17 protein-coding genes are annotated in these 19,600 nt (G+C 68.1%); 11 read left to right on the forward strand and 6 right to left on the reverse strand.

Going from position 1 to position 19,600, the window contains the following annotated elements:
* Nucleotides 1-6: 6 nt before the first annotated feature.
* Nucleotides 7-633 carry a TetR/AcrR family transcriptional regulator gene (locus tag K883_RS12030; RefSeq protein WP_008263821.1) on the reverse strand — a complete coding sequence of 209 codons (627 nt, stop codon included), beginning with the start codon at nt 631-633 and terminating at the stop codon, nt 7-9.
* Between the two features lie 210 nt (nt 634-843).
* Here K883_RS12030 and K883_RS12035 point away from each other — a divergent pair, with 210 nt between their 5' ends.
* The 5 genes from K883_RS12035 (at nt 844) to K883_RS12055 (ending at nt 5,207) form a co-directional block, all read left to right on the forward strand.
* Nucleotides 844-2,313, forward strand: coding sequence for an aldehyde dehydrogenase (locus tag K883_RS12035; RefSeq protein WP_008263822.1), 1,470 nt, complete (start codon nt 844-846; stop codon nt 2,311-2,313).
* 14 nt (nt 2,314-2,327) lie between these two features.
* Entirely contained in the window at nt 2,328-3,077 is a 750-nt protein-coding gene (locus K883_RS12040) for an SDR family oxidoreductase (protein ID WP_036454561.1), read from the forward strand.
* Nucleotides 3,078-3,175: 98 nt separating this feature from the next.
* Entirely contained in the window at nt 3,176-4,033 is an 858-nt protein-coding gene (locus tag K883_RS12045; RefSeq protein WP_008263825.1) for an NAD(P)-dependent oxidoreductase, read from the forward strand.
* Nucleotides 4,033-4,467, forward strand: coding sequence for a carboxymuconolactone decarboxylase family protein (locus K883_RS12050; RefSeq protein ID WP_014710893.1), 435 nt, complete (start codon nt 4,033-4,035; stop codon nt 4,465-4,467). The genes K883_RS12045 and K883_RS12050 overlap by 1 nt, the downstream gene beginning before the upstream one ends.
* A 209-nt stretch (nt 4,468-4,676) precedes the next feature.
* The gene (locus K883_RS12055; RefSeq protein ID WP_014710894.1) at nt 4,677-5,207 is read left to right on the forward strand and encodes a hypothetical protein; all 531 of its coding nucleotides are present in this window, start codon (nt 4,677-4,679) and stop codon (nt 5,205-5,207) included.
* On the opposite strand, the gene K883_RS12060 is transcribed toward K883_RS12055, so the two are convergent.
* On the reverse strand, nt 5,196-8,528 hold the full coding sequence (locus K883_RS12060; protein ID WP_051701153.1) for a LuxR C-terminal-related transcriptional regulator: 3,333 nt from the start codon (nt 8,526-8,528) through the stop codon (nt 5,196-5,198). The genes K883_RS12055 and K883_RS12060 overlap by 12 nt on opposite strands.
* A gap of 140 nt (nt 8,529-8,668) precedes the next feature.
* Here K883_RS12060 and K883_RS12065 point away from each other — a divergent pair, with 140 nt between their 5' ends.
* Nucleotides 8,669-9,853 (forward strand): serine hydrolase domain-containing protein, encoded by a 1,185-nt coding sequence (locus tag K883_RS12065; RefSeq protein ID WP_051701154.1) that lies wholly within the window; start codon nt 8,669-8,671, stop codon nt 9,851-9,853.
* A 34-nt stretch (nt 9,854-9,887) separates the two neighbouring features.
* Nucleotides 9,888-11,156, forward strand: a complete 1,269-nt coding sequence (purD, locus tag K883_RS12070) for a phosphoribosylamine--glycine ligase (protein WP_036454563.1) — start codon at nt 9,888-9,890, stop codon at nt 11,154-11,156.
* Between the two features lie 6 nt (nt 11,157-11,162).
* Here the strand turns inward: purD and K883_RS12075 are convergent, their stop codons facing one another.
* A complete protein-coding gene (locus K883_RS12075; protein WP_036454565.1) occupies nt 11,163-12,746 on the reverse strand; it encodes a gamma-glutamyltransferase family protein in 1,584 nt (527 codons plus the stop codon).
* Between the two features lie 84 nt (nt 12,747-12,830).
* Entirely contained in the window at nt 12,831-13,742 is a 912-nt protein-coding gene (locus K883_RS12080) for an alpha/beta hydrolase-fold protein (protein WP_036454568.1), read from the reverse strand.
* Between the two features lie 73 nt (nt 13,743-13,815).
* On the opposite strand from K883_RS12080, the gene K883_RS12085 reads away from it, so the two are divergent.
* The gene (locus tag K883_RS12085) at nt 13,816-14,433 is read left to right on the forward strand and encodes a TetR/AcrR family transcriptional regulator (RefSeq protein WP_008263833.1); all 618 of its coding nucleotides are present in this window, start codon (nt 13,816-13,818) and stop codon (nt 14,431-14,433) included.
* Here K883_RS12085 and K883_RS12090 read toward each other — a convergent pair.
* Nucleotides 14,412-15,161, reverse strand: a complete 750-nt coding sequence (locus K883_RS12090; RefSeq protein WP_036454570.1) for a DUF429 domain-containing protein — start codon at nt 15,159-15,161, stop codon at nt 14,412-14,414. The two genes, K883_RS12085 and K883_RS12090, sit on opposite strands and share 22 nt — an antisense overlap.
* 153 nt (nt 15,162-15,314) lie before the next feature.
* Between K883_RS12090 and purB the strand changes: the two genes are divergently transcribed.
* From purB to K883_RS12105, 3 genes are read left to right on the forward strand one after another with little or no spacing between them, the layout of a single operon-like run.
* Complete coding sequence (gene purB / locus K883_RS12095; RefSeq protein ID WP_014710898.1) at nt 15,315-16,733, forward strand: adenylosuccinate lyase; 1,419 nt, start codon at nt 15,315-15,317, stop codon at nt 16,731-16,733.
* Nucleotides 16,730-17,977 (forward strand): cytochrome P450, encoded by a 1,248-nt coding sequence (locus tag K883_RS12100; RefSeq protein WP_008263839.1) that lies wholly within the window; start codon nt 16,730-16,732, stop codon nt 17,975-17,977. Before purB ends, K883_RS12100 begins: the two co-directional genes overlap by 4 nt.
* On the forward strand, nt 17,974-18,996 hold the full coding sequence (locus tag K883_RS12105) for a tellurite resistance/C4-dicarboxylate transporter family protein (RefSeq protein ID WP_008263842.1): 1,023 nt from the start codon (nt 17,974-17,976) through the stop codon (nt 18,994-18,996). The genes K883_RS12100 and K883_RS12105 overlap by 4 nt, the downstream gene beginning before the upstream one ends.
* On the opposite strand, the gene K883_RS12110 is transcribed toward K883_RS12105, so the two are convergent.
* Nucleotides 18,961-19,581, reverse strand: coding sequence for a hypothetical protein (locus K883_RS12110; protein ID WP_008263843.1), 621 nt, complete (start codon nt 19,579-19,581; stop codon nt 18,961-18,963). The two genes, K883_RS12105 and K883_RS12110, sit on opposite strands and share 36 nt — an antisense overlap.
* Nucleotides 19,582-19,600: the final 19 nt, after the last annotated feature.

Genomic DNA, 19,600 nt, shown 5'->3' on the forward strand with positions numbered 1-19,600 from the left:
CCTGCCTTACGTCTCGGGGCTTGTGTCTTTGGCGCCGGTCAGGATCAGCCGCACCACGTAGGCCAGCCGGTCGGCGATCTCGCGGTAGCTGAATTCGCCACTGCCGCCCTGGACCAGCGCGCCGAAAAAGGACATCTCCAGTGCGGACACGGTCGTGGGATCGGCGTTGGGGCCCATCGCGGATGTGATCCTGCGGTGGATCTCCACGCCGATGCGGTCGCGGGCGGCGCGCACCGCGGGGTCCGCCCCGCCGCTGAGCAAGGCCGTCGTGCAGGCGGCGCTGACTTCGGGCTCGTCGGCGACCACCAGGGCCAGATGGCGCAGCACCTGTTCCACCCTGCTGGGCATCGGGTCGTTGACGTCGGTGAAGTAGGGGACCTGCCGCACCAGGTCCAGGTAGACCTCGGCGATCAGGTGATTCTTCGACGAAAAGTAGGTGTAGGCGGTGGCGGGCGCCACCTTGGCGCGGGCCGCCACCGCGCGCACGGTCAGGTCGGCATAGGACTTCTCGCGCAACGTTTCGATGCCGGCGGCCAACACCTTGCGGAAGGTCTCCTCTTGACGCCGATTGCGCGGCGTCTGACCGGTCTGACGGTCGGCGTCGGAGGTGATCGCCAGTGCATCGCTGGACACATGTCCAAGCTAATCGATGTTGTCGGCGCGAAGCAAGTCCGTCCCGGAAACATTGTGGTTAATCTGCGGTTTTGGGGCGAGTATTCGAGTCGAACGGGATCCGCCCTTGCACCGCCGCTGGCCAGGAGACTATGGTTCGATCGGACGATATCGGACAACTGTCCACTAGATTGGCGTGGCGGGTTGGCCGCGCACAGACAGGAGCGGGACATGGCCTTGCTGGCCGACGGCGTGAGCGAACTCTTCATCGACGGCAAGATGTCGGCCGGCAGCGCTGGCACCTTTCCCACGGTCAATCCGGCGACCGAGGAAGTGCTGGGTGTCGCCGCCAACGCCGACGCCGCCGACATGGAACGCGCGATCGATGCCGCGCGGCGCGCCTTCGATGAGACGGACTGGTCGCGCAACACCGAATTGCGGGTGCGCTGCGTCCGGCAACTGCGCGAGGCGATGCAGCAGCACCTCGAAGAGCTGCGCGACCTGACCATCGCCGAAGTCGGGGCGCCGCGAATGCTCACCAGCATCGCCCAGCTCGAAGTCCCGGTCAACGACCTGGCGTTCGCCGCGGACACCGCCGAATCCTACGAATACAACCAGGATCTCGGCGAGGCGTCGCCGATGGGCATCCCCACCAGGCGCACCATCGCGCGCGAGGCCGTCGGCGTCGTCGGCGCCATCACCCCGTGGAACTTTCCCCACCAGATCAACCTCGCCAAGATCGGGCCCGCCCTGGCCGCCGGAAACAGCGTCGTCCTCAAGCCGGCACCCGACACCCCCTGGTGCGCCGCCGTGCTGGGGGAACTCATCGCCGAGCACACCGACTTTCCGCCCGGCGTCATCAACATCGTCACCTCCGACGACCACGGTGTCGGGGCGTTGCTATCGAAAGACCCACGGGTGGACATGATTTCGTTCACCGGGTCGACGGCGACCGGGCGCGCCGTGATGGCCGACGGCGCGGCGACCATCAAGAAGGTCTTCCTCGAGCTGGGCGGCAAGTCGGCATTCATCGTCCTCGACGATGCCGACCTCGGCGGCGCGGTCGGCGTGGCCGCGTTCTCGGTGTGTATGCACGCGGGGCAAGGCTGCGCGATCACCACCCGGCTGGTGGTGCCGCGGGCGAAGTACGACGAGGCCGTCTCCATCGCGGCCGCGACGATGGGCGGCATCAAGGCCGGCGACCCCACCGACCCCGGAACCATCTGCGGGCCAGTGATTTCGGCGCGCCAGCGTGACCGGATACAGGGCTACCTCGACTCGGCGATCGCCGATGGCGGGACGTTCGCCTGCGGAGGCGGCCGGCCGGCCGACCGCGAAGTCGGCTTCTTCATCGAGCCCACGGTGATCGCGGGACTGGGCAACGACGCGCGCTGCGCGCGCGAGGAGATCTTCGGCCCGGTCCTGACGGTGATCCCGCACGACGGCGACGACGACGCCGTCCGCATCGCCAACGACTCGCCATATGGCCTGTCGGGCACCGTGTTCGGCGCTGACCCCGACCGGGCGGCCCGGGTCGCCGCGCGCGTCCGCGCGGGCACGATCAATGTCAACGGCGGCGTGTGGTACTCGGCCGACGCGCCCTTCGGCGGTTACAAGCAGTCCGGAAACGGACGCGAGATGGGCCTGGCCGGTTTCGAGGAGTACCTGGAAATCAAAACCATTGCGACAGCAGTTAATTAGAGGAGCTTGCGAACATGCGATTCGAGAACAAAGTCGGCATCGTCACCGGTTCCGGGGGCGGGATCGGGCAGGCCTATGCCGAGGCGCTGGCCCGCGAGGGGGCCGCGGTGGTGGTCGCCGACATCAACGCCGAGGCGGCCGAGGCGGTCGCCAAGCAGATCGTGGCTGACGGTGGAACCGCGATCAGTATTCCGGTCGACGTGTCCGACCCGGCGTCGGCCAAGGCGATGGCCGATCGCACGCTGGCCGAATTCGGCGGCATCGACTACCTGGTCAACAACGCCGCGATCTTCGGGGGCATGAAGTTGGACTTCTTGCTCACCATCGACCCGGAGTACTACAAGAAGTTCATGAGCGTGAACCTCGACGGGGCGTTGTGGTGCACGCGCGCGGTCTACAAGAAGATGGCCAAGCGCGGTGGCGGGGCGATCGTCAACCAGTCCTCCACCGCGGCATGGCTTTACTCGAACTTCTACGGGTTGGCCAAGGTTGGGATCAACGGACTCACCCAGCAGCTGGCCACCGAACTCGGGGGTCAGAACATCCGGATCAACGCGATCGCGCCGGGCCCCATCGACACCGAGGCCAACCGGTCGACGACGCCGCAGGAGATGGTTGCCGACATCGTCAAGGGAATCCCATTGTCGCGCATGGGACAGCCCGAAGACCTCGTCGGCATGTGTCTGTTCCTGCTGTCCGACGAGGCGTCGTGGATCACCGGCCAGATCTTCAACGTCGACGGCGGACAGATTTTCCGGTCATAGCCGCCGGCGACGATGCAGAGCGAAGCGATGAGGAGGAGCGGCGCAGATGACACCGCCGGCGACGATGCAGAGCGTAGCGATGAGGAGGAGCGGCGCAGATGACTGATCAGCTCAAGCTGGGCTATATCGGGCTGGGCAATATGGGCGCTCCGATGGCCACGAAGATGACCGAATGGCCGGGCGGGGTAACGGTTTTCGACATTCGGACCGATGCGATGACCCCACTGGCCGAAAAGGGCGCCCGCCTGGCCGACAGCGTCGCCGACGTCGCGGCCGCCGACATCATCCACATTACCGTGCTCAACGACGCCCAGGTCCGTGAGGTGGTCGGCGAGCTGGCGGCGCACGCCAAGCCCGGGACGGTCATCGCCATCCACTCGACCATCAGCGACACCACGGCCGCCGAACTGGCCCGCGAGCTCAAAGACCGGGGCATCCACATCGTCGACGCCCCGGTCAGCGGCGGCGCCGCTGCCGCCGCGAAGGGTGAGCTCGCCACCATGGTGGGCGCCGACCGCGAGGTGTACGAGCGAATCAAGCCGGCGTTCAAACACTGGGCAGCGGTGGTCATCCACGCCGGTGAGCCGGGTGCGGGCACCCGAATGAAGTTGGCCCGCAACATGTTGACGTTCACCTCGTATGCCGCCGCGTGCGAGGCCATGAAACTCGCCGAGGCGGCCGGGCTGGATCTGCAGGCGCTCGGACGGGTGGTGCGTCATACCGACGCTCTCACCGGTGGCCCGGGGGCGATCATGGTGCGTGAGGACATGAAAGACCTCGAGCCGGACAACTTCCTGTACCAGCCGTTCCTGCACACCCGGGGGCTGGGGGAGAAGGATCTGAGCCTGGCATTGGCTCTCGGCGAGTCGGTGTCGGTCGATCTACCGCTCGCGCAGTTGGCCTACGAGCGATTGGCCGCCGGCCTCGGGGTGCCGCACACGAAGAAAGAGGCGTAATGGACGAGCTGCGCAGCAAGGGTCTCGCGAAGATGAACGAGGTCTACGGCTGGGAGATGCCCAACGTTGAAGGCGACGCGTACTTCGACCTGACCGTCGATCACCTGTTCGGCAGCATCTGGACGCGGCCGGGATTGTCGATGCGCGACAAGCGCATCATGACGCTGACGGCCGTGACCGCGATCGGGAACCGCGACCTGGCCGAGATCCAGATCAACGCCGCGCTCCTCAACGGCGAACTCTCCGAGACCGAACTGAAGGAGATGGCCGTCTTCCTCACCCACTATCTCGGCTTCCCGCTGGGTTCGGCGCTCAACGGCGCGGTCGACGCCGTGGTGGCCAAGCGCAAGAAGGCCGCGGCAAAGGGGGCCGGCGAGGACAAGAAGGGCAACGTCGACGCCGCGCTCAAGATGCACTCGGGCGAAAAGTCGTGACCGCCGGCTGACGCACGTTCGTGCTCCCTGCGCCGGATAGCTGTTCCGGCGCGGGTTTTCGTGAACCCCTCCTAACTCATGGGTGTACAGGGACGGCAACGCAGAATATCCTCGATCGCGGTGTTTGGCGCGTCACCGCTGATTCCCGGTGCGTGGCGCCCATGAGCGGGGCCGGTCTGCAGAAGGACCAAAGGGAGCTGAGGAGCAGGATGGCAAAGGAAAACCCGGACGAAGGTGAAGCGCCGATCATCGTCGGCATGGCGGAGGCGGCGATGCACATGTACGTCACCGCCATCACCGCGTTGCCCGATGCTGGCGATGACGAATTTCGGCCCCGGGTCGAGGTAATTCTCGCTGGCTTGCGCAAGCTCCGAAAATCGCTGACCGACGGCGCGGCCCGCAGCAGGCTGACTCCCGGCGTGATCGTTGCGCTCAGCGAAGCTCGTCGGTGTTACGACGACCTGATGGAACGCGCCGCGGCCGCACCCGCGGCCACGCTGGGCCAGCAACTGTACGTGGCCCGGTTGCGCGCCAAACTCTCGGCGAAAGAGGCGGCGAACGGGGTCGGACTGCGCGCGGAGCTGCTGGACCAACTGGAAGCCGGTGAAATGCCAACCGAGGATGAGGCGATCAAAGTCAAAGCGCTGATCGAGGCCCTCGGCCGCGGGGTGCCGGCGACGAACAGCAACGGCGAGCACGGACGATTGCCCATCGAGTCGCTCGACGAATCAGTGGCGTGAAGCCTCTTGGGCGAGCTGCACTCTGGAACTGATACTCAGTTTGGCGTAGACGTGGCTCAGATGTGCCTGCACCGTGCGCGCGGAAAGGAAGAGGCGCGCGGCGATGTCCTTGTTTGATAGGCCCTCGCAGACCAGGTTGACCACGTTGAGCTCGGCCGGCGTCAGCGATTCCCATCCTGTTGCCGGTCGTTTGCGCTCGCCGCGCCCACGCTGCGCGTAGGCGATCGCTTCGGCGATCGACAGCGACTCGCCCTCGGCCCATGCCTCACGGAATTCGTTTTCGCCCATGGCTTCCCGCAGGGCGGCGACCGATGCGTCATAGTCGGCGTCATAGATCTTGAAGCGCACGTAACCGGAGCGGCCGCGAACCGCCTGTGTCGCTCCGAAGAGGCGCCCGGCCTCTCGGTTCGCACCGGCACCCGCCGCAAGCATGGCCAGGCATTCGAGGACGTCGGGAACAACGTAGTAGCCCTTAAGGTCCCCGGCGCCGGTGAGCGCATCGCGTGCGTCGCGCGCCGCCCGCTCAACATCGTTCTGTGCGATCGCAACACGCGTACGCTTTGCCAGCGCCAGCAGCCGGTGCATGCCCGGGGCCACCGCGACGGCATCGTCGGCCAAACGACGCGCCACCGCCAGATCACCCCGTGCGAGGGCGACGTCCGCGAGTGGGATGACGTTGACCGCGGCCAGTTCGGGTTGGGCCTTCATGCGCTCCCATGCCGCCTCGCCGGCGGCGGCAGACGCGTCCACGTCACCCGCGGCCAGGTTCGCGACCGCCAGCGCGGCGTAGGCGAAACCTTGGTTGAACGCGCTGAAATCCGCGGCGGATTCCACCGCCGCGGTGGCGGCGGCCCAGGCCTCGCTCGTGTCGCCCGCGAAGGCCAGGTAGTGCCCCAGGCTGACAAGGCTGGACATCCGCCACGTTTCGTCGTGCGCCGCCTCCGCCTCGGCGACCAGTGCGCGGAATTGCGCTACGGCTCCGGCGAGATCACCTTCCCACTGCTGCGCCAAGCCGATACACCACCGGCACGCGCGAGAGGCGTAGCCGTCCCCGATCGCGTCGGCGACGTCACGGCCTTCTTCGCCGGCCGCGCGAGCAGCCATCGCGTCACCTTGGCCGGTAACCGCGGCGAAAGCCTGAAATGCGAGGATCTGGCTCAGAATCCGGTCGTCGCCCACCACGCGGGCGAGGCCGAGCGCTTCGTCAAAGTACGAGCTGGCAGCAGCCGCGTCGTAGGCGGCGATGATGCCGCACCCGGCGAGCGCGCGAACCAGCAACGCCGGGTCGCCGATCTCACGGGCGAGCGCCAAGGCCTCCAGCGCCTTGTCCATGTTGTCGTGGATGGTCTGCGCGCCCTCGAGAGTGGCGTTGTCCGCGAGCGCCCGCGCGCGAACGGGGCGTGGCACGTCCGCGTCGTGCGCCGCGGCGTCGTCCAGCGCCGCTTCGAACCAGGCCGTCCCCTCCCGCACGCGGCCGCGAGTAGTCCAAAGCGGTTGCAACGCCGATGCGAGGCGCAGTGCCTCGGAGATCTCGCCATTCTCGCGGCACCACGCGAACGCCGCGCGCAGATTGTCCATCTCGATTGCGGCGCGCTCGACCCTACTCTGATAACCGGTGCGTCCGGGCTCATCGAGCAGGGCGGCCATTGCGGTGTAGTGGTCGCGGTGGCGCGCGCGGACGGCGTCGGCCTCACCGGACTCGCCGAGCTTTTCCAGCGCATACTGGCGAACCGTCTCCAGCATCCGGTACCGGGTCCCGAATTCGCCGTCTTCCGCCGCGATGAGCGATTTGTCGATGAGCAGCGTGAGCTGGTCGAGAATCTGGTAGCTCTCGACGTCGCTGTCACCACAAACCGCTTGTGCCGCATCGAGATCGAAACCGCCGTGGAATACTGCTGCCCGGCGAAACAGGACGCGTTCCGGCTCGGTCAACAGCGCGTGCGACCAGTCGACCGACGCCCGCAACGTCTGTTGGCGGCGGACGGCGGTGCGCGCGCCGCCCGTCAGCAGACGGAAACGGTCGTGCAGGCTGTGGAGGATCTGCGCCAATGACAGCGCGCGAACACGCGCGGCCGCCAGCTCGATCGCCAAGGGTATGCCGTCGAGGCGTTCGCAGATCTCTGCTACCGGGGCCGAGTCCTGTTCGTTCACAACGAAATCGGGCCGCACCTGGCGGGCCCGCTCGGTGAACAACGTGACGGCCTCGTCCGTGAGTGACAGGGAAGGAACACCCCAGGCGACTTCGCCCGGAACCCGAAGGGGTTCACGGCTCGTGGCGAGAACGTTCGCCGCGGGGCAGGCTCCCAGCAGCGCAACGGTCAGCGCGGAACACGCCTCGATCAGATGCTCACAGTTGTCCAGGACGAGGAGGACGTGCCGGCCGGCGATGGCGCGGATGAGGGTGTCCATCGTCGAACGGCCCGCTTGGTCCGGCAGCGCCAGCGCCCGCGTCACGGCGACCGGCACGACGGTGGGGTCGGTGATCGGCGCCAGATCGACATACCACACGCCGTCCGCGAATTCCGTGTCCATCCGGTCCGCAATCTGCACCGCTAGCCGCGTCTTGCCCACACCACCCGCGCCGGTCAGCGTCACCAACCGGTTGCCGGCGATGATTTTCCGCACGGTCTTGATTTCGGAGTCGCGGCCGACGAAACTCGTGAACTGCACTGGAAGATGCTGCTTCCCACTGGTTTTCGCCGCGCGTAGCGGCGGGAAGTCGTTGCGCAGCTCGGCGTGACACAGCTGCGTCACCCGTTCTGGGCGGGGCAGGTCGCGCAGCGCGTGGGTGCCCAGATCCAGCAGCCACGCGCCGGCAGGAAGTCCGTCGGCGAGGAGGTCGCTCGTCGTGGCCGAAAGGACCGTCTGGCCCCCATGGGCAAGATCACGCAGCCGGGCGGTGCGGTTGATGGTGGGCCCCACGTAGTTTGCCTCGTCGCGCAGTTGCACCTCGCCTGTGTGCAGACCGATCCGCAAGCTGATCGGTGCAAGCGACGCGAGCTGCAGCCGCAGCGCGAACGCGGCGGCGTCGCTGGCGCGGGCGAACGCCACAACGAAGCTGTCACCCTCGCCTTGCTCCACGGGGCGCACCCCGCCGTGCTCGGTCACCAGATCCGATACCACCCGGTCCAGGCGTGCGACCGCGGCGCTCATGTCTTCGGGCTGGGTCTGCCATAGCCGCGTCGATCCCTCGACGTCGGCCAGCAGCAACGTCACCGTTCCGGTCGGGAGCTCGCCTACGCCCAAGTCGCTCCAGTTCAGAGGTTCCAGCGGCGGCGTTTCCGCACGTCGGTCGGTGGTCTCAGTCATGGTAGTCAGCATGTGGCATTCGCACGCAGCAAACATCAGCGCAAATGCCTAGAATCCGCCTCCTCCGTCGCCCGCCGGATCTAGGCCGATCGGCGAATGTTCTTCGTCGCCCGAGATCGCATAGTGACCTGGTCGGACTCAGGAGGTCACCAATGACAAGCCAGACTCTCATCGACGCCCACTTCACGACGGGCGTCCTGCACGGGCACTACGACACCCGTTTCGAGGATCTCGTCGCCGGGCTGGTCGACGAGGTCGGCACCGGCGGCGAACTCGGCGCCGCCATCGCGGTAGATATCGACGGCGAGCTCGTCGTGGACGTCTGGGGCGGGCATGCCGATCGAGCGAAAACCCGGGAATGGTCGCAAGACACCATCGTCAACGTCTTCTCCAGCACCAAGAACGTGACCGCGCTGGCCGCGCTGATGCTCGTCGACCGGGGGCTGCTCGACCCCTTCGCCCCGGTCGCCAAGTACTGGCCCGAGTTCGCCGCCAACGGCAAGGACCACATCGAAGTGCGCCACGTCCTGAGTCACACCTCGGGATTGTCCGGCTGGGAGATGCCTTTCTCCCTCGAGGACATCTACGACTGGGACAAGTCCACGTCGCAACTCGCCGCGCAGGCGCCGTGGTGGCCACCGGGCACGGCGTCGGGTTACCACGCGATCACCATCGGCCACCTCGTCGGCGAAATCGTCCGGCGGGTCACGGGCAAGCCGCTGAAGCAATTCGTGCGCGAGGAGATCGCCGAACCGCTCGCAGCTGACTTCCAGATCGGCGCCCGGCACGAGGATTACGGCCGCATCGCCGAGCTCGTTCCGCCGCCGCCGCTCGATGTTCCGCTCGACGCGGTGCCCGACGACCACCCGATGCGCAAGACGTTCGCCGCGGTGCCGCCCACCCCGGAGGCTGCGCTGGCGGCACAGACCAGCGCGTGGCGAGGCGCGGACATCGGCTCGGCCAACGGCCACGGCAACGCTCGCTCGCTGGTCCGCGCCCTGTCTCCAATTTCGTTGGGCGGCAAGGCCAATGGGGTGCGGCTCTTGGGCCCGGACACCATCGACCTGATTTTCCAGGAGCAAGCCAATGGCATCGACCTGGTGCTGGCCATGCCTGCGCGCTGGGGCATCGGATTCGCGTTGCCCCTCCCGGAAGCGGTGCCCGACATTCCCGACGAGAAGATCTGCTACTGGGGCGGGTGGGGAGGCTCCATGGCCGTGATGAATCCGGACCGTCGCACCACGTTCGCCTACGTGATGAACAAGATGGGCCAGGTCACCTCGGCGGGAACCGAGCGCACGCGCAAGTACACGCAACTGATCTACCAGGCCCTGTAGGCGTCGCGCGTGCGCCCGGCTAGTCTGACGTGTCGTGCGCGTCCTGGTGATCGGTTCCGGTGCCCGTGAGCATGCGCTGCTCCTGGCGCTCCGCAAAGACCCGCAGGTGACGGGACTGGCCATCGCCCCGGGCAACGCCGGCACGGCCCGGCTGGCCGAGCAGCACGACGTCGATGTCACCTCGACGGAAGATGTCGTCGCCATGGCCCGAGCGGTCCGCGCCGACCTGGTGGTCATCGGTCCCGAGGTGCCGCTGGTCCTCGGGGTGGCCGACGCGCTGCGGTCCGCGGGCATCGTCTGCTTCGGCCCCGGCAAGGACGCCGCCCGCATCGAGGGCTCCAAGGCGTTCGCCAAAGAGGTCATGGCCGCGGCCGGCGTGCGCACCGCGGCCACCGAAATCGTCGACAGCCCCGCACTTTTGGACGCCGCCCTGGACCGCTTCGGCCCGCCGGCCGGCGATGCGGCCTGGGTGGTGAAGGACGACCGCCTGGCCGCCGGCAAGGGCGTGGTGGTGACCGCGGATCGCGGTGCGGCGCGAGCGCACGCCGCCGGGCTGCTCGAAGCCGGCCACCCGGTGCTGCTGGAGTCGTATCTGGACGGTCCCGAGGTGTCGCTGTTCTGCGTCGTCGACGGCGCGACCGTGGTCCCGCTGCTGCCGGCGCAGGACTTCAAGCGCGTCGGCGACGGCGACAACGGACCCAACACCGGCGGCATGGGCGCCTACGCGCCGGTCCCGTGGCTTCCCGACGAGGTCTATCGCGACATCGTCGGCAACATCGTCGAACCCGTTGCGGCCGAGATGGTTGCGCGTGGCTGCCCGTTCAGCGGATTGCTGTATGCCGGGCTCGCGATCACCGCAAACGGGCCCGCGGTGGTCGAATTCAACTGTCGCTTCGGCGATCCCGAGACCCAAGCGGTGCTGGCACTGCTGGAATCACCACTCGGCCAGCTCCTGTACGCGGCGGGCAGCGGCACGTTGGCGGAGTTCGGCGAGCTGCGCTGGCACGACGGTGCCGCGGTGACGGTGGTGCTGGCGGCGGAGAACTATCCCGGGCGTCCTCGGGTGGGCGATGTCATCGTCGGCTCCGAGGCCGACGGGGTGCTGCACGCCGGAACCGCGCGACGCGAGGACGGCGAAATCGTCTCCTCGGGTGGCCGCGTGCTGTCGGTGGTGGGAACCGGCGCCGACCTGTCGGCCGCGCGAAGTCACGCGTATGACGTCCTGCGTTCGATTCGACTGCCCGGCAGTCATTTCCGCAACGACATCGCCCAGCTGGCGGCCGAAGGCCAGATCCGCGTCTAGAAGGCGTTAGAAGGCGGCCGCCTGTCCGTCGCGGCGCGGATCGCTGGCCGCGAAATAGCCGCCGTGGAGTCGCCAGATCGCCTGGCAGCTGCCGAATTGGTTGTAGTCGTCGACGGCGACCAGGTCGTGCCCGCGCCGGCGTAATTCGTCGAGTGTCGCAGCCGGGAAACCCTTTTCGCAGCTGACCTGCGTCCCCTCCACCCACCGGAACCGCGGGCCGTCACACGCCGCCTGCGGGTTCTGCCCGTGGTCGGCGATGCGCACCATCACCTGCACATGTCCCTGCGGCTGCATCATTCCGCCCATCACCCCGAAGCTCATCACCGGGGCCCCATCCTTGGTCACGAAGGCCGGAATGATGGTGTGGAAGGGGCGCTTGTTCGGGCCCACGACGTTCGGATGGCCGTTCGTCGCAAGGAAATTCGCGCCGCGGTTTTGCAGCGAGATGCCGGTGCCGGGCACCACCACGCCGGAACCGAATCCCATGTAGTTCGACTGGATCATCGACACCATCATCCCCGCGGCGTCGGCCGCGGTCAGGTAAACGGTTCCGCCCGTCGGGGCGCCCGCGGACGCCGGCTTCGCCCTCGCGCGGTCGATCAGCGCGGCGCGCTGCGCCAGGTAGTCCGTGTCCAACAGGTGTTCGGGCCGCAGCGGCATGTGCTCGATGTCGGCGACATACGCCTGGGCGTCGGCGAACGCGAGCTTCACCGCTTCGATCTGCAGGTGCACGCTGTCGGCGGAATCCGGTGGCAGCGACGCCATGTCGAAGCGCTCCAGGATGCCCAGGGCGATCAGCGCGACGATCCCCTGCCCGTTGGGCGGAATCTCGTGCACGGTGTATCCGCGGTAGCCGCCGTCGACCGTGCCCACCCAGTCGGCGCGGTGAGCCGCGAGGTCGCTGCCCCGCATGACACCGCCGTGGGCCGACGCGTGCGCCTCGAGTTTGGCGGCCAGTGCCCCGCGGTAGAACGCCTCGCCGCGGGTGGTGGCGATCGCCTCGAGTGTGGCCGCGTGATCGGGCAGGCTGAATCGCTCGCCGGGTTTCGGCGCCCGCCCGCCCGGCAGAAACGCCTCGGCGAAACCCGGCTGCCTCTCGAAGAGCGGCACCTGGGCCGCCCACTGCTCGGCCACCGTCGGCGAAACCAGAAAGCCGTTGCGGCCATAGGAGATCGCGGGCTCGAAGAGCCGCTCGTACGGCAGCTTGCCGAACTTGGAATGCAGTTCGGTCCACGCCGACACCGCGCCGGGCACGGTCACTGAATTCCACCCGAAGAGTGGAACAGCTTCTCCGCCAAAGTATTCCGGAGTCCAGCCCGCCGGAGAGCGGCCCGATGCGTTCAGCCCGTGCAATTGCTTGCCATCCCACACGATGGCAAAGGCGTCCGAGCCGATGCCGTTGGAGACCGGCTCCACGATCGTCAGCGTGATGGCGGTGGCGATGGCCGCGTCGACCGCGCTGCCGCCCTGGGCGAGCATCCGCAGGCCCGCCTGGGCGGCGAGCGGTTGCGATGTGCACACAACGTTTTCCGCCACGACGGGCTTGCGGGGCCAGGCGTAGGGGAGGTTCCAGTCGAACGGTGCGCTCATCTCCGCGAGCGTAACGCCATGGCGATTTCGGACGCTGCGATGCTTCGCCGTGCGTTACCCCCGCGGGGCGCCGGCGCAGACCCCTCACGCCGTCAGCAGCGGTGCCATCCAGGTCAGCTCGGCGGGCAACTGCGAGCTCCAGAATCCCCCGTCGTGCCCACCGGGCGAGAAGCCACCGGCCGGCGGATTGGGCAGTTGCGCGATGAACTGCTTTGTCGCGCTGTAAAACGGATCGCTGTCGCCGCAATCGATCCGAATGGGGATCGAGGCCAGGGCGGGCATGCCGAACACCGAGTTCGCCGCGAAGTCGTCGGGGCCGTCGAAAGCGCCGGGTGCGGCCGCGCCCGACGACATCCACAGTGCGGGGCTCACCGCGCAGATCGCCGCGGTGCGGCCCGGTCCCAACCGACCGCCCAGCAGCAATGCGCCGTAGCCGCCCATCGACCAACCCAGGAACGCCACGCGTGACGTGTCCAGTTTCTGGTTGCCCAGCATCGGGATGAGCTCGTCGAGCACCATGGCGCCGCTGTCCTCGCCGGAAGACCGTTTGTGCCAATAGCTGCCGCCGCCGTCGACGGCGACCACCGCGAACGGCGGTAGTCCGGCGTCGACGGCCTGCGCCAGACCGTGTTCGACGCCGCCCGCCATCACGGTGGACGCGTCACTGCCCTTGCCGTGCAGCGCGATCACGGGTCGCAGCGGCTTCGTCTGGCCCGGCGGACGCGCGATGGCCCAATTCGTGTTCACGCCGCCACGCGCGGCGGAGACGAAGGAACCGGTCACCATGGTGGGCGCGGCCGCCGCCGGGGGAGCCGGATCGCGAGGCGGGCTGGGCGCCAAAGGCGCCTGGGTGCCGGCCGTCGACACCGTTGTGGCATGAGATGTGCGTGGCTGTAACAGGATGTCGAGTCCGTACGCGCCGACGGCGCCGAGGGCCGCGCCGGCGCCGAGACCGAGCACGGCGCGGCGGCTCAAGTGGGGCATGCGGGCCATCATGCCATGTTCGTTCGGCGGGCCGTTTGGCCGAAATGGCAATGCAGTACCACTTTGGCTGGCACGATGGCTACTCGTGACTGCAGCGGTTACTCCGAAAGGAGAACGTCGACGGTACGCGCTCATCAGCGCCGCCGCCGAGCTGCTCGCCGAGGGCGGGTTCGAAGCGGTGCGCCACCGGGCGGTCGCCGGGCGGGCCGGATTGCCGTTGGCGTCGACCACCTATTACTTCTCCTCCCTCGACGATCTGATCGCACGCGCGGTCGAGCACATCGCGATGATCGAGGTGGCGCAGCTTCGGTCGCGGGTCACCGCGTTGTCCCGGCGGCGCCGCGGGCCGGAGACCATCGCCGAGGTGCTGGCGGACCTGCTCGTCGGGGACGTGTCCGGCCCGGGACTCACCGAGCAGCTGATCTCGCGCTACGAGCGACACATCGCGTGCACCCGCCTGCCCGCGTTGCAGGAAACCATGCGACGCAGCCTGCGTCAGCGCGCCGAGGCCGTTGCGGAGGCCATCGAGCGCTCGGGCCGCTCCGTGCATATCGAACTGGTGTGCACGCTGATCTGCGCGGTCGACGGGTGTGTAGTGTCGGCCCTGGTCGAGGGCCGGGATCCGCGCGCGGCGGCGCAGGGCGCGGTGGTCGATCTCATCGAGGTGCTCGCCCCCATCGATCAGCGCCCCGTGCAGATCTGACCGGGCAGCGACGGCGTCACGATGCACCCGCTGTCAACGTCGCCGTAGATCGTCATCCCGGCCGGGCGGCGGTGGGCGTACAACGCCACGTAGGCACAGACGACCGCGTCGACCGGATCCTCGGCGCGGCGCAGCTCGCATTTGCGGTGCGCGGCGGCCACGGCCGTCCGCAACGCGACCCAGCCCTCGTGCGCGGCGACGCGCAGCGGGATCGGGGCATGCGCGAGCCGTTCGAGCCCGTCCATCAGTAACAGCAGCTCGGACTTGAGCCGGTCGACGCTACGGCCCGGCTTGGCCTTGTACTTCAGGGTTCGCTCCAACCCGAACACCGCGACCGTCGCCGCATGCGGGTAGACCTCGACGGCGCGACGGCCGACCGGTGACCGAGGATCCAGGTCGAGGCCGAGCGCCGCGGCCAGGCGTCCGCCGCGCGGGCCGTTGGCGAATTCGGGCTTTCCGGTGTTGCAGGGGTGGGCGCCGGCCTCGAACCTGCGGAAGTCGCGGTTGAGCGCGGTCTCGGCCGGACGCTGGCCGGTCGGGTTGTTCACCACCAGAGGCGCGTCGAAGGCGACGACGCAATCACCCCGCACGTAGGGCCGCAACGCGGCCAGGATCTCGTCGTCGTCGCGGGCCGCGCCCACGCTCACCAACTCGCCGTCGGAGTCGACGACGGCGACGCCGGTCGGGTTGCGACCCGCCCAGGCGAGGTCGACACCGGCGAAGTACATCCGCACAGGGTATGACCGCGACGCAACGAGGGTATGGCGGCATCGAATGTAACGCCACGGTGATTTTCGGCACGATTTTTCGCCGCCACGTTACGCCCGGTGATGAGAAGACCCGGGCGCGACGACCGTAAGCTGTGTGTTCGTGAGGACCAAGTGAGCATTCCGAATGTGCTGGCCACCCGGTACGCCAGCGCCGAGATGGTCGCGATCTGGTCGCCGGAGGCCAAGATCGTCGCGGAGCGTCGGCTGTGGCTCGCGGTGCTGCGCGCGCAGGCGGAGCTGGGCGTCGCCGTGCCCCCACAGGCGATCGCCGACTACGAGCGGGTGCTCGAGGACGTCGACCTGTCGTCGATCGCGGACCGTGAACGGGTCCTGCGCCACGACGTCAAGGCCCGCATCGAGGAATTCAACGCGCTGGCCGGTCACGAGCATGTGCACAAAGGCATGACCAGCCGCGACCTGACCGAGAACGTGGAGCAGCTGCAGATCCGGCGGTCGCTGGAGCTCGTCTTCGCGCACGGGGTGGCGGTCGCGGCGCGGCTCGCCGAGCGGGCCGTCGCCTATCGCGACCTGGTGATGGCCGGACGCAGCCACAATGTCGCCGCCCAGGCCACCACGCTCGGCAAGCGATTCGCCTCGGCGGCCCAGGAGACGCTGATCGCGTTGACCAGGCTGCGCGAGTTGATCGACCGGTATCCGCTGCGCGGCATCAAGGGACCGATGGGCACGTCGCAGGACATGCTCGACCTGCTGGACGGCGACGCGGCCAAGCTCGCCGAACTCGAGCGGCGCATCGCCCAATTCTTGGGTTTCGCAACGGTTTTGACCAGCGTCGGGCAGGTGTATCCGAGATCGCTGGACCACGACGTGATTTCGGCGCTGGTGCAGCTGGGCGCGGGGGCGTCGTCGATGGCGCACACCATTCGGCTGATGGCCGGCCACGAGCTGGTCACCGAGGGATTCGCGCCGGGCCAGGTCGGCTCGTCGGCGATGCCGCACAAGATGAACACCCGCAGCTGCGAACGGGTCAACGGCCTGCAGGTGGTGCTGCGCGGATACGCGTCGATGGCCGCCGAGCTGGCGGGTGCGCAGTGGAACGAGGGCGACGTCTTCTGCTCGGTGGTGCGCCGAGTGGCATTGCCGGACAGCTTCTTTGCCATCGACGGGCAGATCGAGACCTTCCTGACGGTGCTCGACGAGTTCGGCGCCTATCCGGCGGTGATCGCTCGCGAACTGGACCGCTACCTGCCGTTTTTGGCCACCACCAAGGTGTTGATCGCCGCGGTGCGCGCCGGCATGGGCCGCGAGGCGGCGCATCACGTGATCCGCGAACACGCGGTCGCGACGGCGCTGGCCATGCGGGAACGCGGGGCCGAGCCCGATCTGCTGGACCGGCTGGCCGCCGACGACCGGCTGCCGTTGGACCGGGCGGCCCTGGACGCCGCGCTGGCGGACAAGAAGGCCTTCACGGGCGCGGCCGGTGACCAGGTGGACGAGGTGGCGGCCCTGGTGGACGCGCTGGTGAGCCGCTACCCGGATGCCGCGAAGTACGCCCCGGGTGCGATCCTGTGACCCTGGCCGGCGCACTCGCGGAGATCGATTTCACCGATCTCGACAACTTCGCCAACGGATTTCCGCACGACCTGTTCGCCATCCATCGCCGCGAGGCGCCGGTGTACTGGCACCCACCGACCGACAACACCCCGGACAACGAGGGCTTCTGGTCGGTCGCCACCTACGCGGAAACGCTTGAGGTTCTCAAGGACCCGGTGACGTACTCGTCGGTCACCGGGGGCGGACGGCCCTACGGCGGCACGCTGTTACAGGACCTGGCGATCGCCGGGCAGGTGCTCAACATGATGGACGACCCGCGGCATTCGCAAATCCGGCGACTGGTCAGCTCCGGGCTGACGCCGCGGATGATCCGTTTGGTGGAAGACGATCTGCGGGCCAGGGCGCGCCGGCTGCTCGACGCCGTGGTGCCGGGCGAGCCGTTCGACTTCCTGGTCGACATCGCCGCCGAGCTACCGATGCAGATGATCTGCATCCTGCTGGGAGTCCCTGAATCCGAACGGCATTGGCTGTTCGAGGCGATCGAGCCGCAGTTCGATTTCGGGGGTTCGCGCAAAGCGTCGCTCTCGCAGCTGTCGGTGGAAGAGGCCGGATCGCGCATGTATGACTACGGCCGGCAATTGATCGCGTCCAAGCGTGAGAACCCGACCGATGACATGTTGTCGGTCGTGGCGAACGCGATGCTCGACGATTCGGAGGCGTCGGCCCTCTCCGACCTCGAGCTGTATCTGTTCTTCAGCCTGCTGTTCAGCGCCGGCGCGGAGACCACCCGCAACGCGGTCGCGGGCGGGCTGCTGGCGCTGGCCAACCATCCGTCGCAATTACGTTCCCTGCGTGAGGATCTCGGTGCGCTGCCCACCGCCGTGGAGGAGATGGTGCGGTGGACCTCACCCTCGCCGTCGAAGCGGCGCACCGCCACCCGCGACGTCACGCTGGGCGGCCGGCCGATCGAGGCCGGACAGAAAATACAGATCTGGGAGGGTTCGGCGAATCGCGACGCCAGCGTGTTCGACCACGCCGACACATTCGATATCGCCCGGAAACCCAACCCGCACCTGGGATTCGGTCAGGGTGTGCACTACTGCCTGGGCGCCAACCTGGCCCGGCTGGAACTGCGGGTGCTGTTCGAGGAGTTGCTCTCCAGGTTCGGTGCCGTGCAGGTGGTCCGGCCGGTCGAATGGGCCCGCAGCAACCGGCATACCGGCATCCGGCACCTCGTCGTGGAGCTACGCGAAGACCAGTGACGATCCGGTTCGCCGATATCGAGCCCTCACCCGATGTGTTCGCTGCGGTGATGGCAACCGGCATCTTGTCGATCGGTGCGAAAAATCACGGGTACCGGTTGATCAGCGACACGATGGGTGTCATCGCCACCCTGGGTCTGGTCCTCCTGGTTGCCCTCGTTGTCGCGAAGGGTTGCGCCACCGGACACAAGCTGCGCTGGGATCTGACCGATCCCGACGTCACGCTGCGGATGATCACCTTCGTCGCCGCCTGCGCGGTGATCGACACGCGCCTGTCGTCGAATGTGTGGGTGGCGCGGGTGCTCGGTGCCGTCGGGCTGGCGTCGTGGCTGGTGCTGATCCTGCTCAGCGCGCGAAACATGTTGGCGCACCGCTGGTCCGCGCTGCGCGACCGCGCCCACGGCGCCTGGCAGCTGGGCAGCGTCGGAACATCGGGTTTGGCGATCGTGATCGCCCGGGCGGCCCGTCACACCGGTCATCACTGGTGGCTCGCGGTGGCCGTGGCCGCGTGGGTGGCGGCGCTGTGCATCTACGGCCTGATGACCTGGCTGACCCTGTGGCGCGTGGTCAATGAACGACAGGACCGCGACGGCTTCGAACCGGATACCTGGATCCTGATGGGCGGCATGGCGATTGCGACGCTGGCCGGCGACAACATCCACGCCGTGGCCCCCGCCTGGCTGGCCGGCCCGGTGCGCGTGGTCACCATCGTGACCTGGGTGACGGCCACCCTATGGATACCGCCGCTCATCTACTTCGCGCTGCACCGCATCCGGCGGTATCCGAACATGCTGCGGTTTGCCGGCGTGTGGTGGGCGTTCGTGTTCCCACTGGGCATGTATTCGGCGGCCAGCTTCGCCATGGCCATCGAGATCGGTCAGCGATCGCTGCTCACCGTCTCGCTGGTGTTCTTCTGGGACGCGTTGGCGGCCTGGCTGATTGTGGTCGCCGCGGGGCTGCTCCTGTTGTCGCGGGCGCTGCTGCTAAGCCCCGCGGATCGCGATACCCGCCGAGCGTAATTCAAGCGCGGCCAGGGCCCCGATGGTGACCGGGTCCTCACGGCGCCACCCGCCGACCGGGTCCGCGCTGACGGCCATCAACTTGCGTGGTGGGCGGTTGGTCAACGCGCGCAGCGCGAGCAACTGCGCACCGGCCGGGGTTGCGGCCAACGCGGTCACCGTCAGCTTGCGCCGAAAGAAGCGAACCCGCAGAAACAACCACGGGATTACCGCGACGAGGATCGGGAGCGCGACGACCGCCATCGCCAGCAGCACCGCGAGCCAGCTCGCCGCGGTGTCCAGGTCGTGGCCCGCACCCGCGATGTCCAGCGCGGCCTGGCTGGCGGAGTTGAGCGGCTTGCTGACCGTGTCGCCCACCACCGGGATGTGCTGGGCGCCGTGGCCGGCGGACGCGAGGTTGCCGGCGATGCCGTCCGCGCCGCTCTCGACCTGGCGGCCCGCGTCGGCGATGGTCGCGATGGCGTCGTAAACCGCCAGGCCGACGAGGAGCCACAGCGCAGTCCACACGACGACGGCGAAGTCGCTGAACAGCTGGGCGGCCAGCCGGCCGGGCCTGGTGGAGTAGGGCAGAAACCGCGGTGTCATAGCCCGATCCCAGCACAAG

This window comes from Mycobacterium sp. TKK-01-0059, assembly GCF_000709305.1.
In the GTDB taxonomy this organism is placed as follows: domain Bacteria; phylum Actinomycetota; class Actinomycetes; order Mycobacteriales; family Mycobacteriaceae; genus Mycobacterium; species Mycobacterium intracellulare.

Bases quoted from the DNA above. Each gene is read 5' to 3' on its own strand.
- K883_RS12060 (WP_051701153.1), bottom strand. From the start codon at position 8,528: ATGCTGACTACCATGACTGAGACCACCGACCGACGTGCGGAAACGCCG.
- K883_RS12075 (WP_036454565.1), bottom strand. From the start codon at position 12,746: ATGAGCGCACCGTTCGACTGGAACCTCCCCTACGCCTGGCCCCGCAAG.
- K883_RS12110 (WP_008263843.1), bottom strand. From the start codon at position 19,581: ATGACACCGCGGTTTCTGCCCTACTCCACCAGGCCCGGCCGGCTGGCC.
- K883_RS12065 (WP_051701154.1), top strand. From the start codon at position 8,669: ATGACAAGCCAGACTCTCATCGACGCCCACTTCACGACGGGCGTCCTG.
- K883_RS12055 (WP_014710894.1), top strand. From the start codon at position 4,677: ATGGCAAAGGAAAACCCGGACGAAGGTGAAGCGCCGATCATCGTCGGC.
- K883_RS12045 (WP_008263825.1), top strand. From the start codon at position 3,176: ATGACTGATCAGCTCAAGCTGGGCTATATCGGGCTGGGCAATATGGGC.
- K883_RS12080 (WP_036454568.1), bottom strand. From the start codon at position 13,742: ATGATGGCCCGCATGCCCCACTTGAGCCGCCGCGCCGTGCTCGGTCTC.
- K883_RS12040 (WP_036454561.1), top strand. From the start codon at position 2,328: ATGCGATTCGAGAACAAAGTCGGCATCGTCACCGGTTCCGGGGGCGGG.
- K883_RS12035 (WP_008263822.1), top strand. From the start codon at position 844: ATGGCCTTGCTGGCCGACGGCGTGAGCGAACTCTTCATCGACGGCAAG.
- K883_RS12090 (WP_036454570.1), bottom strand. From the start codon at position 15,161: ATGTACTTCGCCGGTGTCGACCTCGCCTGGGCGGGTCGCAACCCGACC.
- K883_RS12050 (WP_014710893.1), top strand. From the start codon at position 4,033: ATGGACGAGCTGCGCAGCAAGGGTCTCGCGAAGATGAACGAGGTCTAC.